Below are 19,368 nucleotides of genomic sequence, written 5' to 3'. Positions count from 1 at the left end.
GCCGGCAAGATTGGGACGTAGATGGCCGAGCAGTGGCTTCTTTGATATTTCAACGCCTCTGCTCCAACGATTGCTCAAGGCCCGTCTCAGGCAGCTATCAATAATTTGCCGTAGTATGGATCAGTTGCGTTGCGCACTATTGGTATAAATCGCGGAGTCGAATCGGTAGCCTCGACTAAGATAGATGCAGACGTTCAACGCCCTGGTGAGGGCGAAAGATTTTATTGTGGACTTCCGTGAGATGCGGGAGTCCATTGGTTCATGCGTGGGGTCCAAAACTGAAGACCCTTTTGAGAGGAACACATCTAGTGTCAAACGAAAACAAGGGCTTCGGGTCGAAGGACAACCGCGACCGAAACGAATCTAAGCCGAGTAATTCCGGTGGATTCCGCCGTGGTGGCGATGATCGTCGTGAGGGTGGTTTCAAGCCCCGTGAAGACCGCGGTGGCTTCAAGCCCCGTGAAGATCGTGGTGGATACCAGGGTGGCAACGACCGCCGTGAGGGTGGCTTCAAGCCGCGCGAAGATCGCGGTGGATACCAGGGTGGCAACGACCGCCGTGAGGGTGGCTTCAAGCCGCGCGAAGATCGCGGTGGATACCAGGGTGGCAACGACCGCCGTGAGGGTGGCTTCAAGCCGCGCGAAGACCGCGGTGGCTTCAAGCCCCGTGAAGATCGTGGTGGATACCAGGGTGGCAACGACCGTCGTGAAGGTGGCTTCAAGCCCCGCGAAGACCGTGGTGGATTCCGTGGCGGCGATGACCGTCGTGAAGGTGGCTTCAAGCCCCGTGAAGATCGCGGTGGCTTCAAGCCGCGCGAAGACCGCGGTGGATTCCGTGGCGGCGATGACCGTCGTGAAGGTGGCTTCAAGCCCCGCGAAGACCGTGGTGGATTCCGTGGAGGCGACGACCGCCGTGGAGGAAGCTCCGCGCCACGCTCCGGCGCCAGCACGGCCGACCTTGAGGCGATGCGCGACGAAGAAAACGCACGTCGCCCGCACAACCCGGCCGACCTGCGCAGCTCGAACAGCCCCGAGCGCGGACGTTCTCCCGAGATCGACGACGATGTAACAGGCAAGGAGCTGGACCGCATTACCCGTGCGGAACTGCGTTACCTTGACGACGTCAACAACGAATGGGTCTCCAAGCACCTGGTCATGGCCGGACGCTTGATCGACATCGATCCACAGTTGGCCTACGAACACACCATCGCAGCTTCCCGTCGTGGTGGCCGTGTAGCAGTTGTCCGCGAAGCAGTCGGCCTCGCCGCATACGCTGCCGGCGAGTTCGCCGAAGCCCTGCGCGAATTCCGCACGCACCGCCGCATCAGCGGTTCCAACCTGCACCTGCCCCGGATTGCCGACGCCGAACGTGGCATCGGTCGTCCCGGGAAGACCTTGGAAATCGCCCACAGCGAGGTCGTCGAGACCCTCGACACCAACGGCAAGGTCGAGATGGCCATGGTTGCTTCGGGTGCCCAGAACGACTTGGGCGACCTCAATGCAGCACTGGCGGAACTCGAGATCCCGCAGCTGGATATCAACCGCGCGTTCAGCTACAGCCCGCGACTCTTCTCGGCTTACGCCGACGCCCTGGAAAACCTGGGTCGCAACGAAGAAGCAGTCAAGTGGCGCAAGCAGATCTCCGTGGCCGAGGAAGCACTGGGCACCGGCGAATTCGCCGAACCGGACATCATCGACCTGGGTGAAGACGACGAAGCCGATGCCCGCCGTCCGCGTGCCCGCGACATCGTTGAACCCGAGAACCTCACGGTCGACGGCGACGAGGATGCAGCAGCAGCTGATACCGCGGACACCACCGACGGTGACGAGGAAGACGCATCGGCGGAAGCCGCGGACACCGTGGCCGACGACGACGCCCTTGAGGTTGTTGACGCCGACGCACTGGCCGAGCCGGCCGAGGAACTGAACCCGGAACTCGAGGACGAGGCGCCTGTCGCCGAAGCCCCGAACGGTGCATCCCCGGCCATCGATCAGGACGAGAACGACGAAAAGTAGGAAAACGATCCATCCATGCTGATTTCAGGTTTTGACGCACTGCTCTCCGATTTGGACGGCGTCGTCTATGCAGGCAACGGAGCAATCCCCAAGGCTATCGACGCCTTGAACCGATTGAGCGAATGCTCGGTCTCCCTGGCGTATGTCACCAACAACGCCTCGAGGTCCCCGGGTGCCGTTGCCGCACACCTGAAACAGCTTGGTGCCCCAGCGTCCGCCGAACAGGTCTTTGGTTCAGCGGACGCCGGGGCAGAACTCCTGGCCCAGAAACTGCCCCAAGGATCCAAGGTCCTGGTGGTGGGCAGTGGCTACCTGCGTGACTGTGTCAGCTCCTTCGGCATGGAAATCGTGGCAAGCCACACCGACGGGCCCCTGGGAGTCATCCAGGGATTCGACCCGGCACTCGGCTGGAAAGACCTGGCGGAGGCGGCGTTTGCCATCAACGGCGGTGCCATCTGGGTCGCCACCAACACCGACCTGACCATTCCCCGCGCCGAGGGCATCGCCCCCGGCAACGGGTCATTGGTCAACGCCATCGGCGCGGCAACTAACACCCGCCCGCTGGTGGCCGGCAAGCCCGAGCCGTTGCTCTTCCGCCGTGCCGCAGAAAACTTTGAGGCAACCCGCCCACTGGTCGTCGGGGACCGCCTCGACACCGACATCCTGGGTGGAAACCGCGCCGGATACAACACCGTGCTGGTACTCACCGGGGTTGACACCGCACTGAGTGCATTGTCGGCCAAGACTGCCGAACGCCCCGATTACCTCATCGCTGACCTTTCGGACCTCTACGAGGAATACCCCGTCATCGAAGCCACCGGCTTCGGCATCCGCTGCGGCTCGGCCGTGGCCTGCGTCAACGATCAAACCATCGTCATTGACGGCGAAGAAAACAACCTGGACTCCTGGCGGGCAGCATGCGCCGCCTGGTGGCTGGCCCACCCGGAGCAGGAACACGCAGTCGAACCAAAACTGACGTTTTCGCAAAAAGTCGGCTCCAAGCCATAAGCTCGTAGGCGATGAGCAACAACCAGAACACACCAGTATCCGGCCCCACCAGCGCCCTACCCGTACCTGTACCCGGGCCACGGCCGACGGACCGGACGGACGAAGCCTCCCGTGAATCCACCTCGCTCGAGGTCCTCGAGACACTGGCAGAGCTGCCCGTTGCCGAGCACCTTGCCCTCTTCGAACAGCTGCAGGCTTCCTTAGCCGCAGACCTTGAATCCACCGCGCAGGAGCACCCATGAGCCGACTCGACCAGGAACTAGTTACCCGCTCCCTGGCACGCTCGCGCACCGATGCCGCCCGGCTCATCTCCGAGGCACGGGTCCGGGTCAACGGTGAGTTGGCCGCCAAGGCCTCCAAAAACGTTACCGAAGCCTCCACGATCGACGTGGACCCGGCCACCGGCGAGGAATTCGTCTCACGCGCCGGGCACAAGCTTGCCGGGGCGCTTGCCGCATTCAACACCATCGACGTCGCGGCAAAACGCTGCCTGGACGCTGGCGCATCCACCGGGGGATTCACCGACGTGCTGTTGCGCCGCGGGGCCGACCACGTCGAAGCGGTGGACGTTGGACACGGCCAACTGGTCCCCGAGCTGCGTGCCGATCCACGCGTGCACGTCCACGAGGGCATGAATGTGCGCTACCTGAATCCCGCGGACATCGGGGGAGTCGTGGACCTGGTGGTTGCTGATCTCTCCTTCATCTCCCTCACCCTGGTCATGTCGGCGCTCTCCGGTGCCACCGCACCGGGAGGCGAACTGGTGCTCATGGTCAAGCCGCAATTCGAGATCGGCCGCGAACAGCTGGCCCGCACCGGGGTGGTGAGCAGCCCCGTGCAGCGGCGCAAGGCCGTGGACACCGTGTTGTCCTCCGCCATGGACGCAGGGCTGCGCGTGGACGGGCTGGCCCGCAGCCCGTTGCCCGGCCAGGACGGCAACGTCGAATTCTTCCTCTGGCTCACCCAGGTCTCAGCCGCCAATTCCGACGCTTCTCCACAACCCCGCGTCGGGACCACCGCCTGGCCGGACGTTGACTATTCTTAGACTGGCGGCATCGGAACTGATGTCCCTATTTTCGGTCCGCCGAGGAAGGAACCCATGCGCAGGATTTTGGTCCTCACCCACACTGGCCGTTCGGATGCACTCATCGCGGCGGTGGACACCTGTTCCCGGCTGCGCCAAGCAGGGCTCATCCCCGTGATGCTCCGCGTCGAAATGCAGGCCGTGAGAAACATTCCCGAGGGCGAAAACCTGGACGTGGAAGTCCTGGGCGAAGACACCAGCCTCGCGGCCATCGACCTCGGCGTGGTGCTCGGAGGAGACGGCAGCGTGCTGCGTGCTGCCGAGCTGGTCCGCGACGACGGGGTCCCGCTACTCGGAGTCAACCTCGGACACGTGGGCTTCCTGGCCGAAAGCGAGCGGCCAGCCCTGCAGGAGACCGTGCAGTGGATCGTGGAACGTCGTTACACCGTCGAGGAACGCATGACCATCGACGTGCAGGTCTGGCGAGATAACCGCCGCATCGCCCACACCTGGGCGCTGAACGAAGCCGCCGTGGAAAAAGCCAACCGCGAACGCATGATCGAAGTGGTCATGGAGGTCGACGGCCGCCCGTTGAGCACCTTCGGCTGCGACGGGGTCGTCATGGCCACCCCCACCGGTTCCACCGCCTACGCGTTCTCCGCCGGCGGTCCGGTGGTCTGGCCCGAGGTCGAGGCCCTGGTGATGGTGCCGATCAGCGCGCACGCACTCTTCGCGAAGCCGCTGGTGGTCGCCCCGGCTTCGGTGCTCGCCATCGAGATCCTGACCCGCACGGATGCCGGCGCGGTGCTCTGGTGCGACGGCCGACGAACCATCGATCTTCCACCCGGTGCCCGCATCGAAGTCACCCGATCCTCCAAGCCGGTGCGCCTGGCCCGGGTCAACCAGACCCCGTTCTCCGAACGCCTGGTCAATAAGTTTGAACTTCCCATCCAAGGCTGGCGCGGACCGGTGGAACCGGAAGATCGCGAGACTGCAACCACCGCACTGCCGGTCATCACCCCGGCGGTCCAAGTCATCGAACCGCGCCACCACGAACCCAAGCCGGAACCGAAAACGCTCCCCGGCCCGGAATATCGGAGGCAACTGTGATTCAGGAAATCCGTATCAAGGACCTGGGAGTCATCTCCCAGGCCACCCTGCCGCTGGGACCCGGCTTCAGCGTGGTCACCGGCGAAACCGGTGCAGGCAAGACCATGGTCATCACCGCGCTCGGGCTGCTGCTTGGACGCCGTGCCGACGCCGGCGCAGTGCGCCACGGCGCCAAGCAAGCCGTCGCCGACGCCACCCTGGTACTGCCGGCGAGCAGCAAGGTCTTGGACCGTGCCGAGGAGGCCGGAGCCCTCGTTGAACGCTATGACGACGAGGCCGAACTGATCGTCACCCGCACCTTGTCAGCCGAAGGGCGCAGCCGCGCCTCGGTGGGCGGCCGGGCGGCGCCGGTGGGCGTCCTGGTGGAACTGGGCGAGGACCTCATCGCGATCCACGGCCAGACCGACCAGATGCGGCTCAAGGGTGCCGTGACCCAACGAGCGGCGCTGGACAAGTTCGCCGGCGCACCGCTGGGCAAGGTACTGGCAACCTACAAGGAAGCCTTCGAGAAGTGGGGTGCTTCCTCCACCGAGCTCGCGGAACTGCAGGCTGCATCCCGTGAACGCATCCGCGAGGCGGAATCCTTGCAAGTCGCCCTGGAAGAGATTGATGCTGTCGACCCCCAGCCCGGGGAAGATTCCGAACTCAAGACCCAGTCACTGAAACTCACCAACGTCGAGGAACTGCGCGCCAACGCCGACGCCGCCCACGAGGCGCTCAATAGCGAGGCCTTCGATGCCACCAGCGTGATCTCGCTGGTCGAGACCGCGAAGCATGCCCTGGAGCAGGTCGCCGACGACGACGCGGAGATCAAGTCACTGGCCGAGCGGCTGCACGAAATCGGGATCCTGGCCGCCGAGGTCTCCACCGATCTCGCCGCCTACCTCGCGGACCTGGACGCGGAGGGCCCGGGACGGCTCGCCGCGCTTGAAGAACGCCGCGGGGACCTGAACCGACTGATCCGCAAATACGCCCCGGACATCGACGAGGTCATCGCCTGGGCCGAGGTCTCCCGGGCCCGACTGACCGAGATCCAGGGCGACGACGGTCGCATCGAGGAGCTGCGGGCCGAAACCGAGGCCCTGCGCACCGAGGTCGAGACCCTCGGTGAAAAGCTGTCCAAGCTGCGCGCCAAGGCCGCCAAGGACCTGGCTGCCCGGGTGACCGCCGAACTTGCCGCACTGGCCATGCCGGATGCGAAGTTCGTGCTCGATCTCGAAAAGCTCACCGAGCCAACCCGCCACGGGTTCGATGCCATCACCATGCTGTTGCAGCCGCACGCAGGAACGACCCCACGCCCACTGGGCAAGGGAGCCTCCGGCGGTGAGCTCTCCCGGGTGATGCTGGCCATTGAAGTGGTGCTGGCCGCGGTGGACCCGGTCCCAACCTTCGTCTTCGACGAAGTAGACGCCGGAGTCGGCGGCAAGGCGGCGGTGGAGATCGGAAAGCGCCTAGCCATGCTGGCCAAGCACGTCCAGGTGATTGTGGTCACCCACCTGCCCCAGGTGGCAGCCTATGCTGACCGCCATGTGCGGGTGATTAAGTCCTCTGACGCGGGTGCTGCAGCCGGTGCAGGGTTCACCGCCAGCGACGTCGTATTGCTCGACGAAGCCGAGCGGGTAAGAGAATTGGCAAGGATGCTCGCAGGTCAGGAGGATTCCTCAACCGCCCAGGCGCATGCCGAGGAATTGCTCGGCGATGCTCAGCAAATGGTTAGCTCGCTCTCTTGAACCGCCGTTTTCGCCTGTGCCGTGGCCCGGGCATGTAGAGTCATTCCCAACTGTTCAACATCGAAAAGGTGATAGGGTAAAACCCCGTGGTGCAACGTAATCTTTCCCGTGATTCCAGGTCGTCTGAAACGACAAAGCATATCTTCGTCACCGGCGGTGTGGCCTCGTCCCTCGGCAAGGGACTGACGGCTTCCAGCCTCGGTCACCTGCTTCGGGCACGCGGACTCTCCGTCACGATGCAGAAACTAGACCCGTATCTGAACGTGGATCCGGGAACAATGAACCCCTTCCAGCACGGTGAAGTATTTGTCACCGATGATGGCGCCGAAACAGACCTCGACATCGGTCACTACGAGCGCTTCCTGGACGAAAACCTCACCGGCATGGCCAACGTGACTACCGGTCAGGTGTACTCAACCGTCATCGAGAAGGAACGCCGCGGCGACTACCTCGGCGACACCGTTCAGGTCATCCCGCACATCACCGATGAGATCAAGCGCCGCATGCGTCTGCCGGCCACCGAGCCGGGCAAGGGCAAGAAGGCACCGGACGTGATCATCACCGAAATCGGTGGCACCGTGGGCGACATCGAATCCCAGCCCTTCCTCGAATCGGCCCGCCAAGTCCGCCAGGACATCGGCCGCGGAAACGTCTTCTTCGTCCACGTCTCCCTGGTGCCCTACATCGGCCCCAGCCACGAGCTGAAGACCAAGCCGACCCAGCACTCCGTGGCTGCGCTGCGCTCCATCGGCATCCAGCCCGACGCCCTGGTCATCCGCTCGGACCGGGACATCCCTGACGAGATGCGCGTGAAAATCGGACGCACCTGCGATGTCGATCCGGAAGCAGTGGTCAACTGCCCCGATGCCCCGAGCATCTACGACATCCCCGTGGTGCTGCACTCCCAGGGCCTGGACGCATACATCGTTCAGCACCTGGGCATGAAGTTCAAGGATGTGAACTGGTCCAAGTGGAACAAACTGCTTGACGCCGTCCACAACCCCAAGCACCACCTGGAAATCGCGCTGGTCGGTAAGTACATCGAACTGCCCGACGCCTACCTCTCGGTCACCGAGGCTCTGCGTGCCGGCGGCTTCGCCAACAAAACCAAGGTCCAGATCCGCTGGGTCCCGTCGGATGACTGCTCCACCCCGGCAGGCGCTGCCAAGGCACTGGCCGGCGTGGACGCGATCTGCGTGCCTGGTGGCTTCGGCATCCGCGGCCTGGACGGCAAGCTCGGCGCCCTGAAGCATGCCCGCGAAAACGGCATGCCGACCCTGGGCCTGTGCCTGGGTCTGCAGTCGATGGTCATCGAATACGCACGCAACGTCGTCGGCCTGGTCGATGCCTCGAGCACCGAATTCGATCCGGACACCAAGCACCCGGTCATTGCGACCATGGAAGAGCAGCTGGACATCGTTGACGGCAAGGGCGATCTGGGCGGCACCATGCGCCTGGGCCTCTACGACGCGGCCCTCACCGAGGGTTCGGTCGTGGCCGAGACCTACGGCAAGACCAAGGTCGCCGAACGTCACCGCCACCGCTACGAGGTCAACAACGCCTACCGCGAGCAGCTCGCGGCGGCGGGCCTGGTCTTCTCCGGCACGTCGCCGGACGGCAAGCTCGTGGAGTTCGTGGAACTGCCCAAGGACGTTCACCCGTACTACGTCTCCACTCAGGCCCACCCGGAGCTCTCCAGCCGCCCGACCCGCCCGCACGCGCTCTTCGCGGGACTGGTCAAGGCAGCGTTGGCCCACCAGAAGGCCGGCAAGTAACACCATGACAACAACGGACGGCGGGGTGCTGGGCGATTCGCTCAGCCCTCGCCGCCTGCTGTCTTCCCAGACCGTCTATGACGGGCGCATCTGGGACGTCGTGCAGGACACCTTCGAATTCACCCCCGGCAACGAACCGTTGGTCAGAGACTACATCGAGCACCCCGGCGCCGTGGCAGTGCTGGTACTCAACGACGCCGACGAGGTGTTGCTGATCAACCAATACCGCCACCCGGTGCGCATGAACCTGTGGGAAATCCCTGCCGGCCTGCTCGATGTTGCAGGAGAGCCCCCGCACCTTGCTGCGGCTCGCGAACTGGCCGAGGAAACAGATCTCATCGCCGCCGACTGGTCGGTGCTGGTGGACCTGTTCCTTTCCCCGGGTTCCTCCTCGGAAGCGATCCGCATCTATCTGGCACGCACCACCAGCCCGGTTCCCGCGGAGCAACGACACCAACGGACCGATGAGGAAGCGGACATGGCCGTGGCCTGGGTTCCCTTTGACGACGCTGTGGCCGCGGTCCTGGCCGGGCGAATCCACAACCCCTCCGCAGTGGCAGGCCTGCTGGCCGCCGCAGCTTCTCGAGCCGGCGGATACGCCTCCTTGCGGCCCGTGGACGAGGCTTTCGAAGCCCACCCGCGCCTGCGCTCCGGCGAGCCGCGGGCATAGGGCCCGGCCATGCCCACCGGCACCGACGATCCGACCCTGCGCCTGGGTGTGGTCCCCGAAACGGTTTCGCTTCCTAGCTCCTCCCGGTCCGAGACCGTGAAACTTGGCACCATCGCGGCAACCCAAGTGCTGAAAACGGTCCCCGATCCGGTTCCAGCACCGGCACCGGATCCCACCTCGCTGCCCATTGGCAAGCACCTGGCCGTCTACCTGCAGCACCTGGCCGTGGAACGCGGCATGGCGAAGAACACCGTCAGCGCCTACCGCCGCGACCTCTACCGCTACGCCTCCTACCTGCATGCCCAACAAGTCCATGCCCCGGATCAGGTGACCCTGCGGCACCTGACGTCCTTCGCCCAAGCGGTCCGTGACGGTGCCGACGGTGCCGCCCCGCTCAGCGCCCGCTCGGCGGCACGCACCATCGTGGCGGTGCGTGGAGTACACAAGTTCTGGGAGCTCGAAGGCCTGGCACCCACCAACCCCGCCGTCGACCTGCACCCGCCGACCCCCGGGCGCCGGTTGCCCAAGGCCATCTCCGTCGCCGAGGTCACCGCGATCCTTGACTCGGTTTCCATCGACACCTCCGCGGGCCTGCGCGACAAGGCGATCCTCGAATTCCTGTACTCCACCGGGGCCCGAATCTCCGAGGCCGTGGGCCTGGACGTCGATGACCTGCACCTGGAACGCCCCGCCGAGGGCCCTGCCGTGGTGCGGCTCTTCGGTAAGGGCTCCAAGGAACGCATCGTTCCGCTGGGGTCCTACGCGATCGACGCGCTGAACTCCTACCTGGTCCGCGGGCGCCCCGAGCTGGTTTCCAAGGGCAAGGGCACCGCGGCACTCTTCCTGAACCAGCGCGGCGGGCGGCTCTCACGTCAATCGGCGTGGACGGTGCTCACCAAGGCCGCCGAACGCGCAGGCATCGAACAGGACGTCTCCCCGCATACGTTGCGCCACTCCTTCGCCACCCACCTGCTCGAGGGCGGGGCTGATGTGCGTGTGGTCCAGGAGCTGCTGGGCCATGCCTCGGTCACCACCACCCAGGTCTACACGCTGGTCACCGCCGACACGCTGCGCGAAATCTATGCCGCGGCCCACCCGCGAGCCAACCTCTAAGGAAGCAGGAAAGCCCACCCATGGCCCACCGCCGAGCAACCACCCCGGTCCAGGTCGTGTTGTGCCTGCCGATCCAAGAATCACCCTCCGGTGAGAAGATCCTGCTGGGGCTCAAACAACGGGGCTTCGGCGCCGGACGCATCGTGGCCCCGGGCGGCAAGATCGAAGCCGGAGAAAGCCCGCGGGGAGCCGCGGTGCGTGAGCTGGCTGAAGAAACCGGGTTGCTGGCCGAGCCCGAAACCCTGCAGGCCGCGGCCCGAGTGTATTTCCGTTTCCCCGGACAGCCCGCCGCCGACATGGACTGCACCATCTTCCTGGTGCCTTCCTTCAGCGGGGAGCCCGCGGCCTCCGAGGAACTGATTCCTGCCTGGTACCCGGTCGGCGCGCTGCCGGTGCAGAAGATGTGGGAGGACTCGGCACTGTGGCTCTCTCGCCTGCTGGCAGGGGAACGCTTTGATGCCCTGGTGGTGCTGGGTGCGGATAACGAATCGGTGGCCCGGTTCTCGATGATCGGCTGGCCGGAAAAAAGAATTCCCGCCGCACCCGCCACCGAAGCCGACTTCCCGGACCTTACTTAGTCAACAGCGAGCCCTGAAGCCTCGGGGGAGCCGCACGCACAAAGGGGGATCGAACACATGGGAGCGTTAACAGCCTCGCACGTGGAAGAACTGCACCAGCAGTATGCCCGGCGTGTCTACGCCTACACCTACCGACGGATCCGCGACGTCTCATCGCCACAGCAGATCACCAACGACGTCTTCCGCATCGCCTGGCAGCAGCAGAAGGCCCCGGCGGCCGACGTGCTGCCGGGGCTGCTGGTCACCGCACGGAACCTGGTCGCCAACGGATTACGAGCCATCCAACGCCAGCGTCGGCTGGCACAAAAGGTCGGCGGCGAGGAACTACATCGCCGTGAATCGTCCCCCGATCCCATGTCCGAGGCGGTCCGCGAGGTACTCGACTCGCTGCGTGCTGCAGAACGTGAAATCCTCATGCTCTCCTACTGGGACGCGCTGTCTCTGGCCGAGATCGCGGCCCTACTCGACTGCTCCGTCGACTCGGCCAAATCCAGGCTCTTCCGGGCCCGCAAGGCCTTCTCCCGCAAGGCGCCGAACCACATGTTGAAGGGTGGAACCGAGAATGGACAACATTGAGAAGCTTCTTCGTGATGCCGACCCCCGCGCTTCACGGGACTCGGGCGGACCGCTACCCCTGGACCTTTCGGAGCCGGCACCGGTCTTCATCCAACGCCCCGTCGCCGAGCCTTTACGGACCAAGCGCTCCTGGTGGCCCGCGGCAGCCGGGGCGATGGCCACGGCCGCCGCGGTGGCCGCGGTGATTATCTGGGCGCCCTGGAACTCCCCGACGCCCGAGCCGCTGCCGGCGACCCCGCCCACACAGTCGGCGCCGGCACCGGATCCCTCTCAGTCCAGCTCCGCCGAGCCGAGCAGCACCCCGCAGTCGCAGGCGCTGCCAAACGGGCTCTTCGCCGCCTGGGACGGTGCGCACTTCGCCGACGATGAGGCCTGCCAGGCCCTGTCGCTGCCCGAGATGCTGGTGGCCGACGCCCAGGGCAAGAGAACCAAGGGCGGTTTTGATGCCCAGTCCTACGCACTCATCGGCTGCCTGGACGGCTTTTCCGCCTTCAACCCCACCGACCAGTACCGCACCGAGAACAACATCGGGGACACCGCCGGCGGCATGCTGGTGGCCGAATGGAATGAGAAAACGTCGCAATGGGTCAACTCGCCGGTGTCCATCAACGCCGACGGGATAGAGGTGCACCAGGAATTCCTGGCCTGGCCGACACTGCGCGGCTACAGCTACGAACCGGGCCAAAGCCCCGCCGAACGCATGGAAGAAGCCCGCAAGGAGTTGGGCATCGAGGCAGCCACCGCCGAAGACCTCTTCGGCCCCAACCTTCCCTCATGGATGGAAGCTGAATCGGGTACTGAGCCCGTCGCCTACGGCAATACGGCCCTGGAAGTCACCTACCCGGGGTGGAGCATGAGCGAATCGGCGCGCGGCGCCGACGGCACGGTCCTGGATCCGGTCACCACCGATCCGCTGGACGCCGCCACCTACCAGCTGATGTTCTTCGACGCTCACGGCAAGGCGGTATTCAACATGGCCCTGTTCACCGACGATCAGGGCGGGACCGAGGGCGGAACCGCATGCAACGATCCGGGCGCGAATTATGTGCTGCACGGTGTCTCGCCCAGCTCCGTGGTGGTTGATGAGGGAGCACTGGCCCTGGGGCTGGTGACCGAAACCGACGCCGCCGGCATCGAACGCTCGACGGTGTCCCTGGTACTGGCCGACAGCGCCAAGCAGGGCAAGATGTGCGATCTGCCCACCGCTTTCCACCACCGCGGCAAGATGTTCCAATCCGATGCCTGGAACGGATACCTAGGGTTCCTGGATGCTAAGGAGCGCACCACCGACCTGGCATCCTCGGAGTACCAACAGGCCAAGGACCTTGCAGCGTCACTGACGCTGAAGTGACCCACCCGGGCCCCGAGACCTTCAGGCTGCGGGATCCAAAAAGCAGGGGCGGAGGGGACCATGTGGTCCCCTCCGCCCCTGGGGGTTCTACGGAATCTCTACAGTGCGCGCTGCTCCGGGCCGTTGTAGGCCGAGAGCGGGCGGATCAATGCGTTGGCCGCACGCTGTTCCATGATGTGGGCCGTCCAGCCGGTGATGCGCGCCGCGATGAAGATCGGGGTGAACATCTCGGTGTCGAAGCCCATCAGGTGGTACGTCGGGCCGGCCGGGTAGTCGAGGTTCGGCTTGATCGCCTTGGCCTCGTCCATGGCCGCTTCCAGACCGTCGTAGAGGCCCAGCATTTCGCCGCGCCCATAATGCTCGATCATCTTGTCCAACGCGGCCTTCATGGTCGGAACGCGGGAGTCGCCGTGCTTGTATACGCGATGCCCGAAGCCCATGACCTTTTTCTTGGCCGCAAGCGCCTCTTCCATCCAGGTCTTGGCGCGTGCCGCCGCGTCCTCCCGGGTTTCGTTCTTGTCGATCCCGATCTCCTGGAAGGTATGCATCACTGCCTCGTTGGCCCCGCCGTGCAGCGAGCCCTTGAGCGCGCCGATGGCCCCGGTGACAGCCGAGTGCAGATCCGAGAGGGTCGAGGTGATGACCCGGGCGGTGAAGGTCGAGGCGTTAAAGGAGTGCTCGGCGTAGAGCACCATCGAAACGCGGAACGCGTCCACGACCTCCGGTGCTGCTTCTTCGCCGAAGGTCATCCACAAGAAGTTCTGCGCGTAGTCCAGGTCCGCGCGCGGTTCCACGACGTCCAGGCCGCGACGGCGGCGCTGGTCGTAGGCGACCACCGCCGGGAACGCGGCAAAGAGCTCCTTGGCCTTGGCCAGCTCGGCCTCGGGGGAGGAATCTTCGGCCAGTGCATGGTTCGCGCCGATGACCGAGACCGCGGTGCGGCCCACATCCATCGGGTGGCAATCGGTCGGCAGCAGGTCGATGGCGGCCTTCACGTTGGCCGCCAGGGTGCGCCCCGCACGTTCCGCCGCCACGAAGTCGGCCAATTCGGCTTCGGAGGGAAGTTCCCCGGTCCACAGCAGCAAGGCAACTTCCTCGAAGCTCTTGGATGCTGCCAGGTCCTGCACCGGATAGCCGCGGTAAAGCAGCGAATTGGTGTCCGGGTTGACCTTGGAAACGGCCGTGTAGTCAACTACGACCCCGGCCAGGCCCTTCTTGATGTCGGTTTCAGTCATCGCTTCGCTCCTGCTTTCCTACAGATTCGCGTTATTCGAGTGGATATCGAGGTCGGGGACCTGGAAATTGAAGATCCCGGTGTCGAAGCGGTTGTACGCCTCGTAGTCAACCAGCTCGTATAAACGAGCACGCGTCAACATTGAATCTACCCGAGACTCCTGGGTTCCGTCGGCAGCGATGGCATCTAGGACGCGTTCGGCCTCACCCATGGCGCTGCGCAGCAACGTCACCGGGTAGATGACGATGGCCACGCCGGTATCGGCCAGCTGTTGACGGGTGAAGAGATCCGACTTTCCGAACTCGGTCATGTTGGCCAGCACCGGCACGTCCACGGCCTTGCAGACCGCCTCGAACTCGGTGAGGTCCTTCATGGCCTCGGGGAAGATCGCATCGGCGCCGGCATCCACCAGGGCCTTGGCCCGATCGATGACAGCATCCAGGCCCTCGACGCCGCGCACATCGGTGCGCGCCATGATCAGGAAGTTCGGATCTCGGCGGGCATCTGCCGCGGCGGCAATGCGCTTGACCATGGTGTTCAGCTCGACAACGTTCTTGCCGTCCAGGTGGCCGCAGCGCTTCGGGTTGAACTGGTCCTCGATGTGGCAGCCGGCCAGCCCCGCGTGCTCGAGTTCCTGGATGGTGCGGGCCACGTTCATGGGCTCGCCGAAGCCGGTATCGGCATCAACGATGGCCGGCAGGTCGCTCATCCGGGCGATCTGCCCGGCCCGGGTGGCTACCTCGGTGAGCGTGGTCAGCCCAATGTCCGGGAAGCCCAGATCGTTGGCGAGTACCGCGCCGGAGATGTAGACACCGTCAAAGCCCTTTTCCTCGATCAGCTTCGCCGAGAGCGGGTTGAAGGCGCCGGGGAATTGGCGTGCGGTGCCCGGGACGAGCATTTCGCGTAAGGATGCGCGCTTCTGCTCCGGGGTGACGTGCGAGTACAACATTTAGAACAGTCCCTTCGGGGCGGACGCGAGGTCGATGACCCCCGGTGCCGCGGTGATGTTCAGCTGCTCCAGCTCGCCGGCACCCAAGTTTTCCAGGTTTTCGGCCGCGGCGATGAAGCGCTCGATTTCCTCTTCCGCCACCAGATCAGCGGCCAGGGTCCGGAACTTGTTGATGTACTGCTCGCGAGCGAACGGACGTGCGCCCAGCGGGTGTGCGTCGGCCACGGCGATTTCATCGGTGATGACGGTGCCGTCGGTCAGGGTGATCTCCACCGAGCCGCCGAAGGCTTTCTCGGCGATGTCCAGGGAGTGGTAGCGGCGGGTCCACTCGGCGTCTTCCTCGGTGGTCACCTTGTTCCACAGCTCGATGGTGTCAGGGCGGCCGGCGCGCTCGGGGGAGTAGGAATCCACGTGGTGCCAGGAGCCGTCCTGCAGTGCAACGGTGAAGATGTACGGGATCGAGTGATCCAGAGTCTCACGCGATGCCGTCGGGTCGTACTTCTGCGGGTCGTTGGCGCCGGAGCCGATCACGAAGTGGGTGTGGTGCGAGGTCTTGATCAGCACCGATGCGACGTTCTTCGCGTCGACGGCCTCTGGGTGCTCGCGGTGCAGCTTGCGGGCCAGGTCGATCCAGGCCTGTGCCTGGTACTCGGCGGAGTGCTCCTTGGTGTAGGTATCAAGGATCGCGCGCTTGGCCTCGCCGGCTTCTGGCAGCGGCACGGTGTAGGCAGCATCCGGTCCGTCGAGCAGCCAGGCGATGACGCCGTCTTCGCCTTCGTAGATCGGCACCGGGGAGGTCTGTCCGCGCATGGCGCGGTCGGCGGCTTCGACGGCCATCTTGCCGGCGAAGGCTGGGGCGTGAGCCTTCCAGGTGGAGATCTCGCCCTTGCGTGACTGGCGGGTGGCGGTGGTGGTGTGCAGGCCCTGTCCCACGGCCTGGAAGATGGTCTCGACGTCAAGGCCCAGCAGGGTGCCGATGCCGGCTGCTGCTGAGGGGCCCAGGTGGGCGACGTGGTCGATCTTGTGCTCGTGCAGGCAAATGGACTTGACCAGGTCGACCTGGATCTCGTAGCCGGTGGCCAGCCCGCGGATCAGGTCCTTGCCGGAGGCTCCGGTGTGCTGGGCGACGGCCAGGATCGGTGGGATGTTGTCACCCGGGTGGGAGTACTCGGCGGACAGGAAGGTGTCGTGGTAGTCGAGTTCGCGCACTGCCACTCCGTTGGCCCAGGCCGCCCACTCGGGGGAGACCTTCTCGGAAATCCCGAAGACATTGGCGCCGGCTCCGCCGGTGGAGGGTGCGTGGGTCAGAGCCTGGGCGCGGGCTGCGACGATTGGGCCGCGGTTCAGCGAGGCAATGGCTACCGAGGCGTTGTCGATGACGCGGTTGATGATCATCTCGGTGACCTCGGGGCTGACCTCGACAGGGTCCGCGGCGACGACGGCGATCTTGTGCGCGAGCTGATCCTCGCGGGGAAGGTTTTCTTCACTGCGGTACACGCGTACTGGGTGGTTGATCATTGAGGTGTCCTCTTTTCGGATTCGGCATGATTCTTGATGTGTTCGAGACTGTGGTGGAGATGCAACTGGGTGGCCGCAGCGGCGATATCCGGGTTGCGGGCTGCGATGCCTTCGGCGATCGCTGCATGTTCCAGGGCCGATGCCGCCAAGCGGGTGGGGTCGTCCTGGGCCAGTCGGCGGACGCGGGCCAGATGCACGCGCAGGGAGCGCAGTGACTGCTGGATGTAGGGGTTGGCCACTGCCGCATCGATGCTTCGGTCAAGTTCCCCGGCCAACCGATAGTAGGCCTCGCGAGTTTCAGGGGCGGTGGAGCGTCCCGCTTCGAGGAAACGGGCGCGCAGCGCGGCAAAGGTGCCGGGCTCGGCATTGAGCGCTGCGATGCGGGCGGATTCGATTTCAAGGGCCCTGCGCAAGGCAAAGAGGTTATCGACGTGCTCGAGTGAGACATCCGAGACCACCGCGCCGCGTCCGCGCTGCTGCACGGCCAGCCCGTCGGCGACCAGCCGGGCCAGGGCCTCGCGCAGCGGGGTGCGGGAAACCCCCAGCCGTTCAGCCTGCTCAACCTCGCCCAATACGGCACCGGGACGCAACCGCCATTCGACGATGTCGGTCCGCAGCTCCTCGTAGGCTTTGTCGCTTGCTCTCATGCCATCAATTGTATACAGAAATACCAAAATGTCACGACAAAAGGAGGAAATCTTGGAAAGTTGCCTTTCTGTGTATACAAAGGTCTTGAAATCTTGTGTCACTGGTCATAAGCTCGTCTGAACCGAACACTCACGAGACACGAATGGATAAATGGTTCGCATGGCACATTCCTACGCGCAGACCTTTGCCGACTCCACCCAGGACCCTGCGGCCTTTTGGCTCAAGGCCGCCGAGTCGATCGACTGGGAGCAGGAGCCTGTCATCGGACTCGATGCAAGCCGCGCCCCCATCTACTCCTGGTATCCCGATGGGGTGCTCAATGTTTGCCACAACGCGTTGGACCGCCATGTTCAGGCAGGACGCGGGGGCAGCACCGCGCTGATTTACGACTCGGCGGTGCTTGGCATCCAGGAGCGCTACAGCTACGACGAGCTGCTGGAGAAGGTCGCACGCTTTGCCGGGGTGCTGCGCGCCCAGGGTATTGGGATGGGGGACCGGGTGCTGATCTACCTGCCGATGATCCCGCAGGCGCACATTGCCATGCTGGCCTGTGCACGCATCGGCGCGATCCACTCGGTGGTTTTCGGCGGCTTCGCTCCCCGGGAACTTGCCTCCCGGATTGACGATGCCACCCCGACCGCGGTCCTCACCGCCACCGGCGGCGTCGAACCTTCCCGCCGCCTGGAGTACCTGCCGGCCGTCAACGAGGCCATCACCATGGCCACCCACAAGATTCCCACCGTCATCGTCGCCCACCGTGACGACTTCGAGCATTCCTTGGCCGAGTTCCAGAGCCCCGAGACTGCGTGGCACGACTGGGACGAGCTGGCCGATGCCGCCACGGCTGTCGCCCCGGTCCCGGTGCCTTCCACCCACCCGTTGTACATCCTGTACACCTCGGGCACCACCGGCGCGCCCAAGGGTGTGGTGCGCGATTCCGGCGGCTACGCGGTGGCCATGGACTACTCGATGCGCACCGTCTACGGGGTCGGGCCCGGCTCCACCATGCTCACCGCCTCCGATGTGGGCTGGGTGGTGGGGCACTCCTACATCGTTTATGGCCCGCTGATCGCCGGGGCCACCACGGTGCTCTACGAGGGCAAACCGGTGGGCACCCCGGATGCCGGTGCCTTCTGGCGGCTGATCGCCGAACACCGCGTCGATACCTTCTTCACCGCACCGACGGCGCTGCGCGCGATCCGCAAGGCCGACCCGGAAGCGGCACTGCTCGCCGGGCACGACCTCTCCAGCCTGAAGAACTTCTTTGTCGCGGGCGAACGCCTGGATCCGGACACCTACCGGTGGACGGGTCAGAAGCTCGGGGTGCCGGTGATCGATAACTGGTGGCAGACCGAGACTGGCTGGCCGATCGCCTCCAATTGTGTGGGCCTGGAAGCACTCGAGCTCAAGGCCGGTTCCCCCACGGTCCCGGTACCCGGCTACGACGTGCGGATCCTGGACGGTTTCGGCACCGAGCAAGGCCCCAATACCGAAGGCAACATCGCCATCAAGCTGCCGTTGCCCCCGGGCACGCTGGCCACGCTCTGGGGCAACGACCAGCGCTTCGTCGATACATATTTGGCACAGTTCCCGGGCTACTATGCCACCGGGGACTCCGGGTTTCTCGATGAGGACGGCTACCTGTTCGTGATGGGCCGCACCGACGACGTCATCAACGTCTCGGGACACCGGCTCTCCACCGGGGCCATGGAACAGGTACTTGGTTCCCATGCGGCGGTGGCCGAATGCGCGGTCATCGGTGTCGCCGACGCACTGAAGGGTCAGAGCCCGCGCGGCTACGTGGTGCTCAAAACCGGGTCCGGCATCAGCGAGGAGGACTTGCGCACCGAATTGGTGGCCATGATCCGTGCGCACATTGGCCCGGTGGCCGACTTCCGCCAGGTTCAGGTGGTGGACGCCCTGCCCAAGACCCGCTCGGGAAAGATCCTGCGCAAAACCATGCGACAGATCGCCGACGGCAAGCCCTACACGGTGCCGGCCACCATCGAGGACCCCTCGGTGATCGAGGAACTGATCCCGTTCCTGCGCCCTGCTGGCTAAATAGCTGG

General features: G+C 64.9%; 18 protein-coding genes. 13 read left to right on the top strand and 5 right to left on the bottom strand.

The genetic code is table 11. From position 1 onward, the window contains the following. Positions 1-311: 311 nt before the first annotated feature. A complete protein-coding gene (locus ADIAG_RS20325) occupies positions 312-998 on the bottom strand; it encodes a hypothetical protein (protein WP_051059928.1) in 687 nt (228 codons plus the stop codon). Between ADIAG_RS20325 and ADIAG_RS20320 the strand changes: the two genes are divergently transcribed. The 12 genes from ADIAG_RS20320 to ADIAG_RS13005 all read left to right on the top strand — a co-directional run bounded on the left by ADIAG_RS20320 (position 966) and on the right by ADIAG_RS13005 (position 12,950). After that, complete coding sequence (locus ADIAG_RS20320; protein WP_051059927.1) at positions 966-2,015, top strand: hypothetical protein; 1,050 nt, start codon at positions 966-968, stop codon at positions 2,013-2,015. The two genes, ADIAG_RS20325 and ADIAG_RS20320, sit on opposite strands and share 33 nt — an antisense overlap. Before the next feature lie 15 nt (positions 2,016-2,030). Beyond that, complete coding sequence (locus ADIAG_RS13055; protein WP_007271856.1) at positions 2,031-3,023, top strand: HAD-IIA family hydrolase; 993 nt, start codon at positions 2,031-2,033, stop codon at positions 3,021-3,023. An 11-nt stretch (positions 3,024-3,034) separates the two neighbouring features. After that, entirely contained in the window at positions 3,035-3,265 is a 231-nt protein-coding gene (locus ADIAG_RS13050) for a hypothetical protein (protein ID WP_007271855.1), read from the top strand. Continuing rightward, entirely contained in the window at positions 3,262-4,068 is an 807-nt protein-coding gene (locus tag ADIAG_RS13045; protein ID WP_007271854.1) for a TlyA family RNA methyltransferase, read from the top strand. Before ADIAG_RS13050 ends, ADIAG_RS13045 begins: the two co-directional genes overlap by 4 nt. 54 nt (positions 4,069-4,122) lie before the next feature. Beyond that, positions 4,123-5,157, top strand: coding sequence for an NAD kinase (locus tag ADIAG_RS13040; RefSeq protein ID WP_007271853.1), 1,035 nt, complete (start codon positions 4,123-4,125; stop codon positions 5,155-5,157). After that, a complete protein-coding gene (recN, locus tag ADIAG_RS13035; protein ID WP_007271852.1) occupies positions 5,154-6,887 on the top strand; it encodes a DNA repair protein RecN in 1,734 nt (577 codons plus the stop codon). The genes ADIAG_RS13040 and recN overlap by 4 nt, the downstream gene beginning before the upstream one ends. Positions 6,888-6,973: 86 nt before the next feature. Further along, the gene (locus ADIAG_RS13030; RefSeq protein ID WP_007271851.1) at positions 6,974-8,662 is read left to right on the top strand and encodes a CTP synthase; all 1,689 of its coding nucleotides are present in this window, start codon (positions 6,974-6,976) and stop codon (positions 8,660-8,662) included. Positions 8,663-8,666: 4 nt separating this feature from the next. Beyond that, positions 8,667-9,332 carry an NUDIX domain-containing protein gene (locus tag ADIAG_RS13025; RefSeq protein WP_007271850.1) on the top strand — a complete coding sequence of 222 codons (666 nt, stop codon included), beginning with the start codon at positions 8,667-8,669 and terminating at the stop codon, positions 9,330-9,332. 9 nt (positions 9,333-9,341) lie between these two features. Further along, positions 9,342-10,445 (top strand): site-specific tyrosine recombinase XerD, encoded by a 1,104-nt coding sequence (gene xerD, locus ADIAG_RS13020; protein WP_007271849.1) that lies wholly within the window; start codon positions 9,342-9,344, stop codon positions 10,443-10,445. 20 nt (positions 10,446-10,465) lie between these two features. Continuing rightward, positions 10,466-11,023, top strand: a complete 558-nt coding sequence (locus ADIAG_RS13015) for an 8-oxo-dGTP diphosphatase (protein ID WP_007271848.1) — start codon at positions 10,466-10,468, stop codon at positions 11,021-11,023. Positions 11,024-11,080: 57 nt separating this feature from the next. Then, complete coding sequence (locus ADIAG_RS13010; RefSeq protein WP_007271847.1) at positions 11,081-11,599, top strand: RNA polymerase sigma factor; 519 nt, start codon at positions 11,081-11,083, stop codon at positions 11,597-11,599. Further along, entirely contained in the window at positions 11,586-12,950 is a 1,365-nt protein-coding gene (locus ADIAG_RS13005; protein ID WP_007271846.1) for a hypothetical protein, read from the top strand. Before ADIAG_RS13010 ends, ADIAG_RS13005 begins: the two co-directional genes overlap by 14 nt. A gap of 98 nt (positions 12,951-13,048) precedes the next feature. Here ADIAG_RS13005 and ADIAG_RS13000 read toward each other — a convergent pair whose 3' ends face one another. Genes ADIAG_RS13000 through ADIAG_RS12985 form a run of 4 tightly spaced genes read right to left on the bottom strand, consistent with a single transcriptional unit; the run spans position 13,049 to position 17,298 of the window. Further along, entirely contained in the window at positions 13,049-14,185 is a 1,137-nt protein-coding gene (locus tag ADIAG_RS13000; protein ID WP_007271845.1) for a bifunctional 2-methylcitrate synthase/citrate synthase, read from the bottom strand. A gap of 18 nt (positions 14,186-14,203) precedes the next feature. After that, on the bottom strand, positions 14,204-15,133 hold the full coding sequence (gene prpB, locus ADIAG_RS12995) for a methylisocitrate lyase (RefSeq protein WP_007271844.1): 930 nt from the start codon (positions 15,131-15,133) through the stop codon (positions 14,204-14,206). Then, positions 15,134-16,651 carry an MmgE/PrpD family protein gene (locus ADIAG_RS12990; protein WP_007271843.1) on the bottom strand — a complete coding sequence of 506 codons (1,518 nt, stop codon included), beginning with the start codon at positions 16,649-16,651 and terminating at the stop codon, positions 15,134-15,136. Continuing rightward, entirely contained in the window at positions 16,648-17,298 is a 651-nt protein-coding gene (locus ADIAG_RS12985) for a GntR family transcriptional regulator (RefSeq protein WP_043474864.1), read from the bottom strand. Before ADIAG_RS12985 ends, ADIAG_RS12990 begins: the two co-directional genes overlap by 4 nt. A 160-nt stretch (positions 17,299-17,458) precedes the next feature. Here ADIAG_RS12985 and ADIAG_RS12980 point away from each other — a divergent pair, with 160 nt between their 5' ends. Next, positions 17,459-19,360, top strand: a complete 1,902-nt coding sequence (locus ADIAG_RS12980) for an AMP-binding protein (RefSeq protein ID WP_007271841.1) — start codon at positions 17,459-17,461, stop codon at positions 19,358-19,360. The last annotated feature ends 8 nt before the right edge of the window (positions 19,361-19,368 follow it).

Origin of the sequence: Paeniglutamicibacter gangotriensis Lz1y (genome assembly GCF_000348945.1) — a bacterium.
Lineage (GTDB): Bacteria > Actinomycetota > Actinomycetes > Actinomycetales > Micrococcaceae > Paeniglutamicibacter > Paeniglutamicibacter gangotriensis.
Note: the sequence above shows the minus strand (reverse complement) of the source record. Positions and strands in the feature narration are given on the sequence as shown.

What these genes read in the sequence shown, in the direction of transcription:
- ADIAG_RS13025 (WP_007271850.1), top strand. Translation starts at nt 8,667, where the DNA reads ATGACAACAACGGACGGCGGGGTGCTGGGCGATTCGCTCAGCCCTCGC.
- ADIAG_RS12980 (WP_007271841.1), top strand. Translation starts at nt 17,459, where the DNA reads ATGGCACATTCCTACGCGCAGACCTTTGCCGACTCCACCCAGGACCCT.
- ADIAG_RS12985 (WP_043474864.1), bottom strand. Translation starts at nt 17,298, where the DNA reads ATGAGAGCAAGCGACAAAGCCTACGAGGAGCTGCGGACCGACATCGTC.
- xerD (WP_007271849.1), top strand. Translation starts at nt 9,342, where the DNA reads ATGCCCACCGGCACCGACGATCCGACCCTGCGCCTGGGTGTGGTCCCC.
- ADIAG_RS13040 (WP_007271853.1), top strand. Translation starts at nt 4,123, where the DNA reads ATGCGCAGGATTTTGGTCCTCACCCACACTGGCCGTTCGGATGCACTC.
- ADIAG_RS13050 (WP_007271855.1), top strand. Translation starts at nt 3,035, where the DNA reads ATGAGCAACAACCAGAACACACCAGTATCCGGCCCCACCAGCGCCCTA.
- ADIAG_RS20320 (WP_051059927.1), top strand. Translation starts at nt 966, where the DNA reads ATGCGCGACGAAGAAAACGCACGTCGCCCGCACAACCCGGCCGACCTG.
- ADIAG_RS13005 (WP_007271846.1), top strand. Translation starts at nt 11,586, where the DNA reads ATGGACAACATTGAGAAGCTTCTTCGTGATGCCGACCCCCGCGCTTCA.
- prpB (WP_007271844.1), bottom strand. Translation starts at nt 15,133, where the DNA reads ATGTTGTACTCGCACGTCACCCCGGAGCAGAAGCGCGCATCCTTACGC.
- ADIAG_RS13000 (WP_007271845.1), bottom strand. Translation starts at nt 14,185, where the DNA reads ATGACTGAAACCGACATCAAGAAGGGCCTGGCCGGGGTCGTAGTTGAC.
- ADIAG_RS13015 (WP_007271848.1), top strand. Translation starts at nt 10,466, where the DNA reads ATGGCCCACCGCCGAGCAACCACCCCGGTCCAGGTCGTGTTGTGCCTG.
- ADIAG_RS13045 (WP_007271854.1), top strand. Translation starts at nt 3,262, where the DNA reads ATGAGCCGACTCGACCAGGAACTAGTTACCCGCTCCCTGGCACGCTCG.
- ADIAG_RS13055 (WP_007271856.1), top strand. Translation starts at nt 2,031, where the DNA reads ATGCTGATTTCAGGTTTTGACGCACTGCTCTCCGATTTGGACGGCGTC.
- ADIAG_RS13010 (WP_007271847.1), top strand. Translation starts at nt 11,081, where the DNA reads ATGGGAGCGTTAACAGCCTCGCACGTGGAAGAACTGCACCAGCAGTAT.
- ADIAG_RS12990 (WP_007271843.1), bottom strand. Translation starts at nt 16,651, where the DNA reads ATGATCAACCACCCAGTACGCGTGTACCGCAGTGAAGAAAACCTTCCC.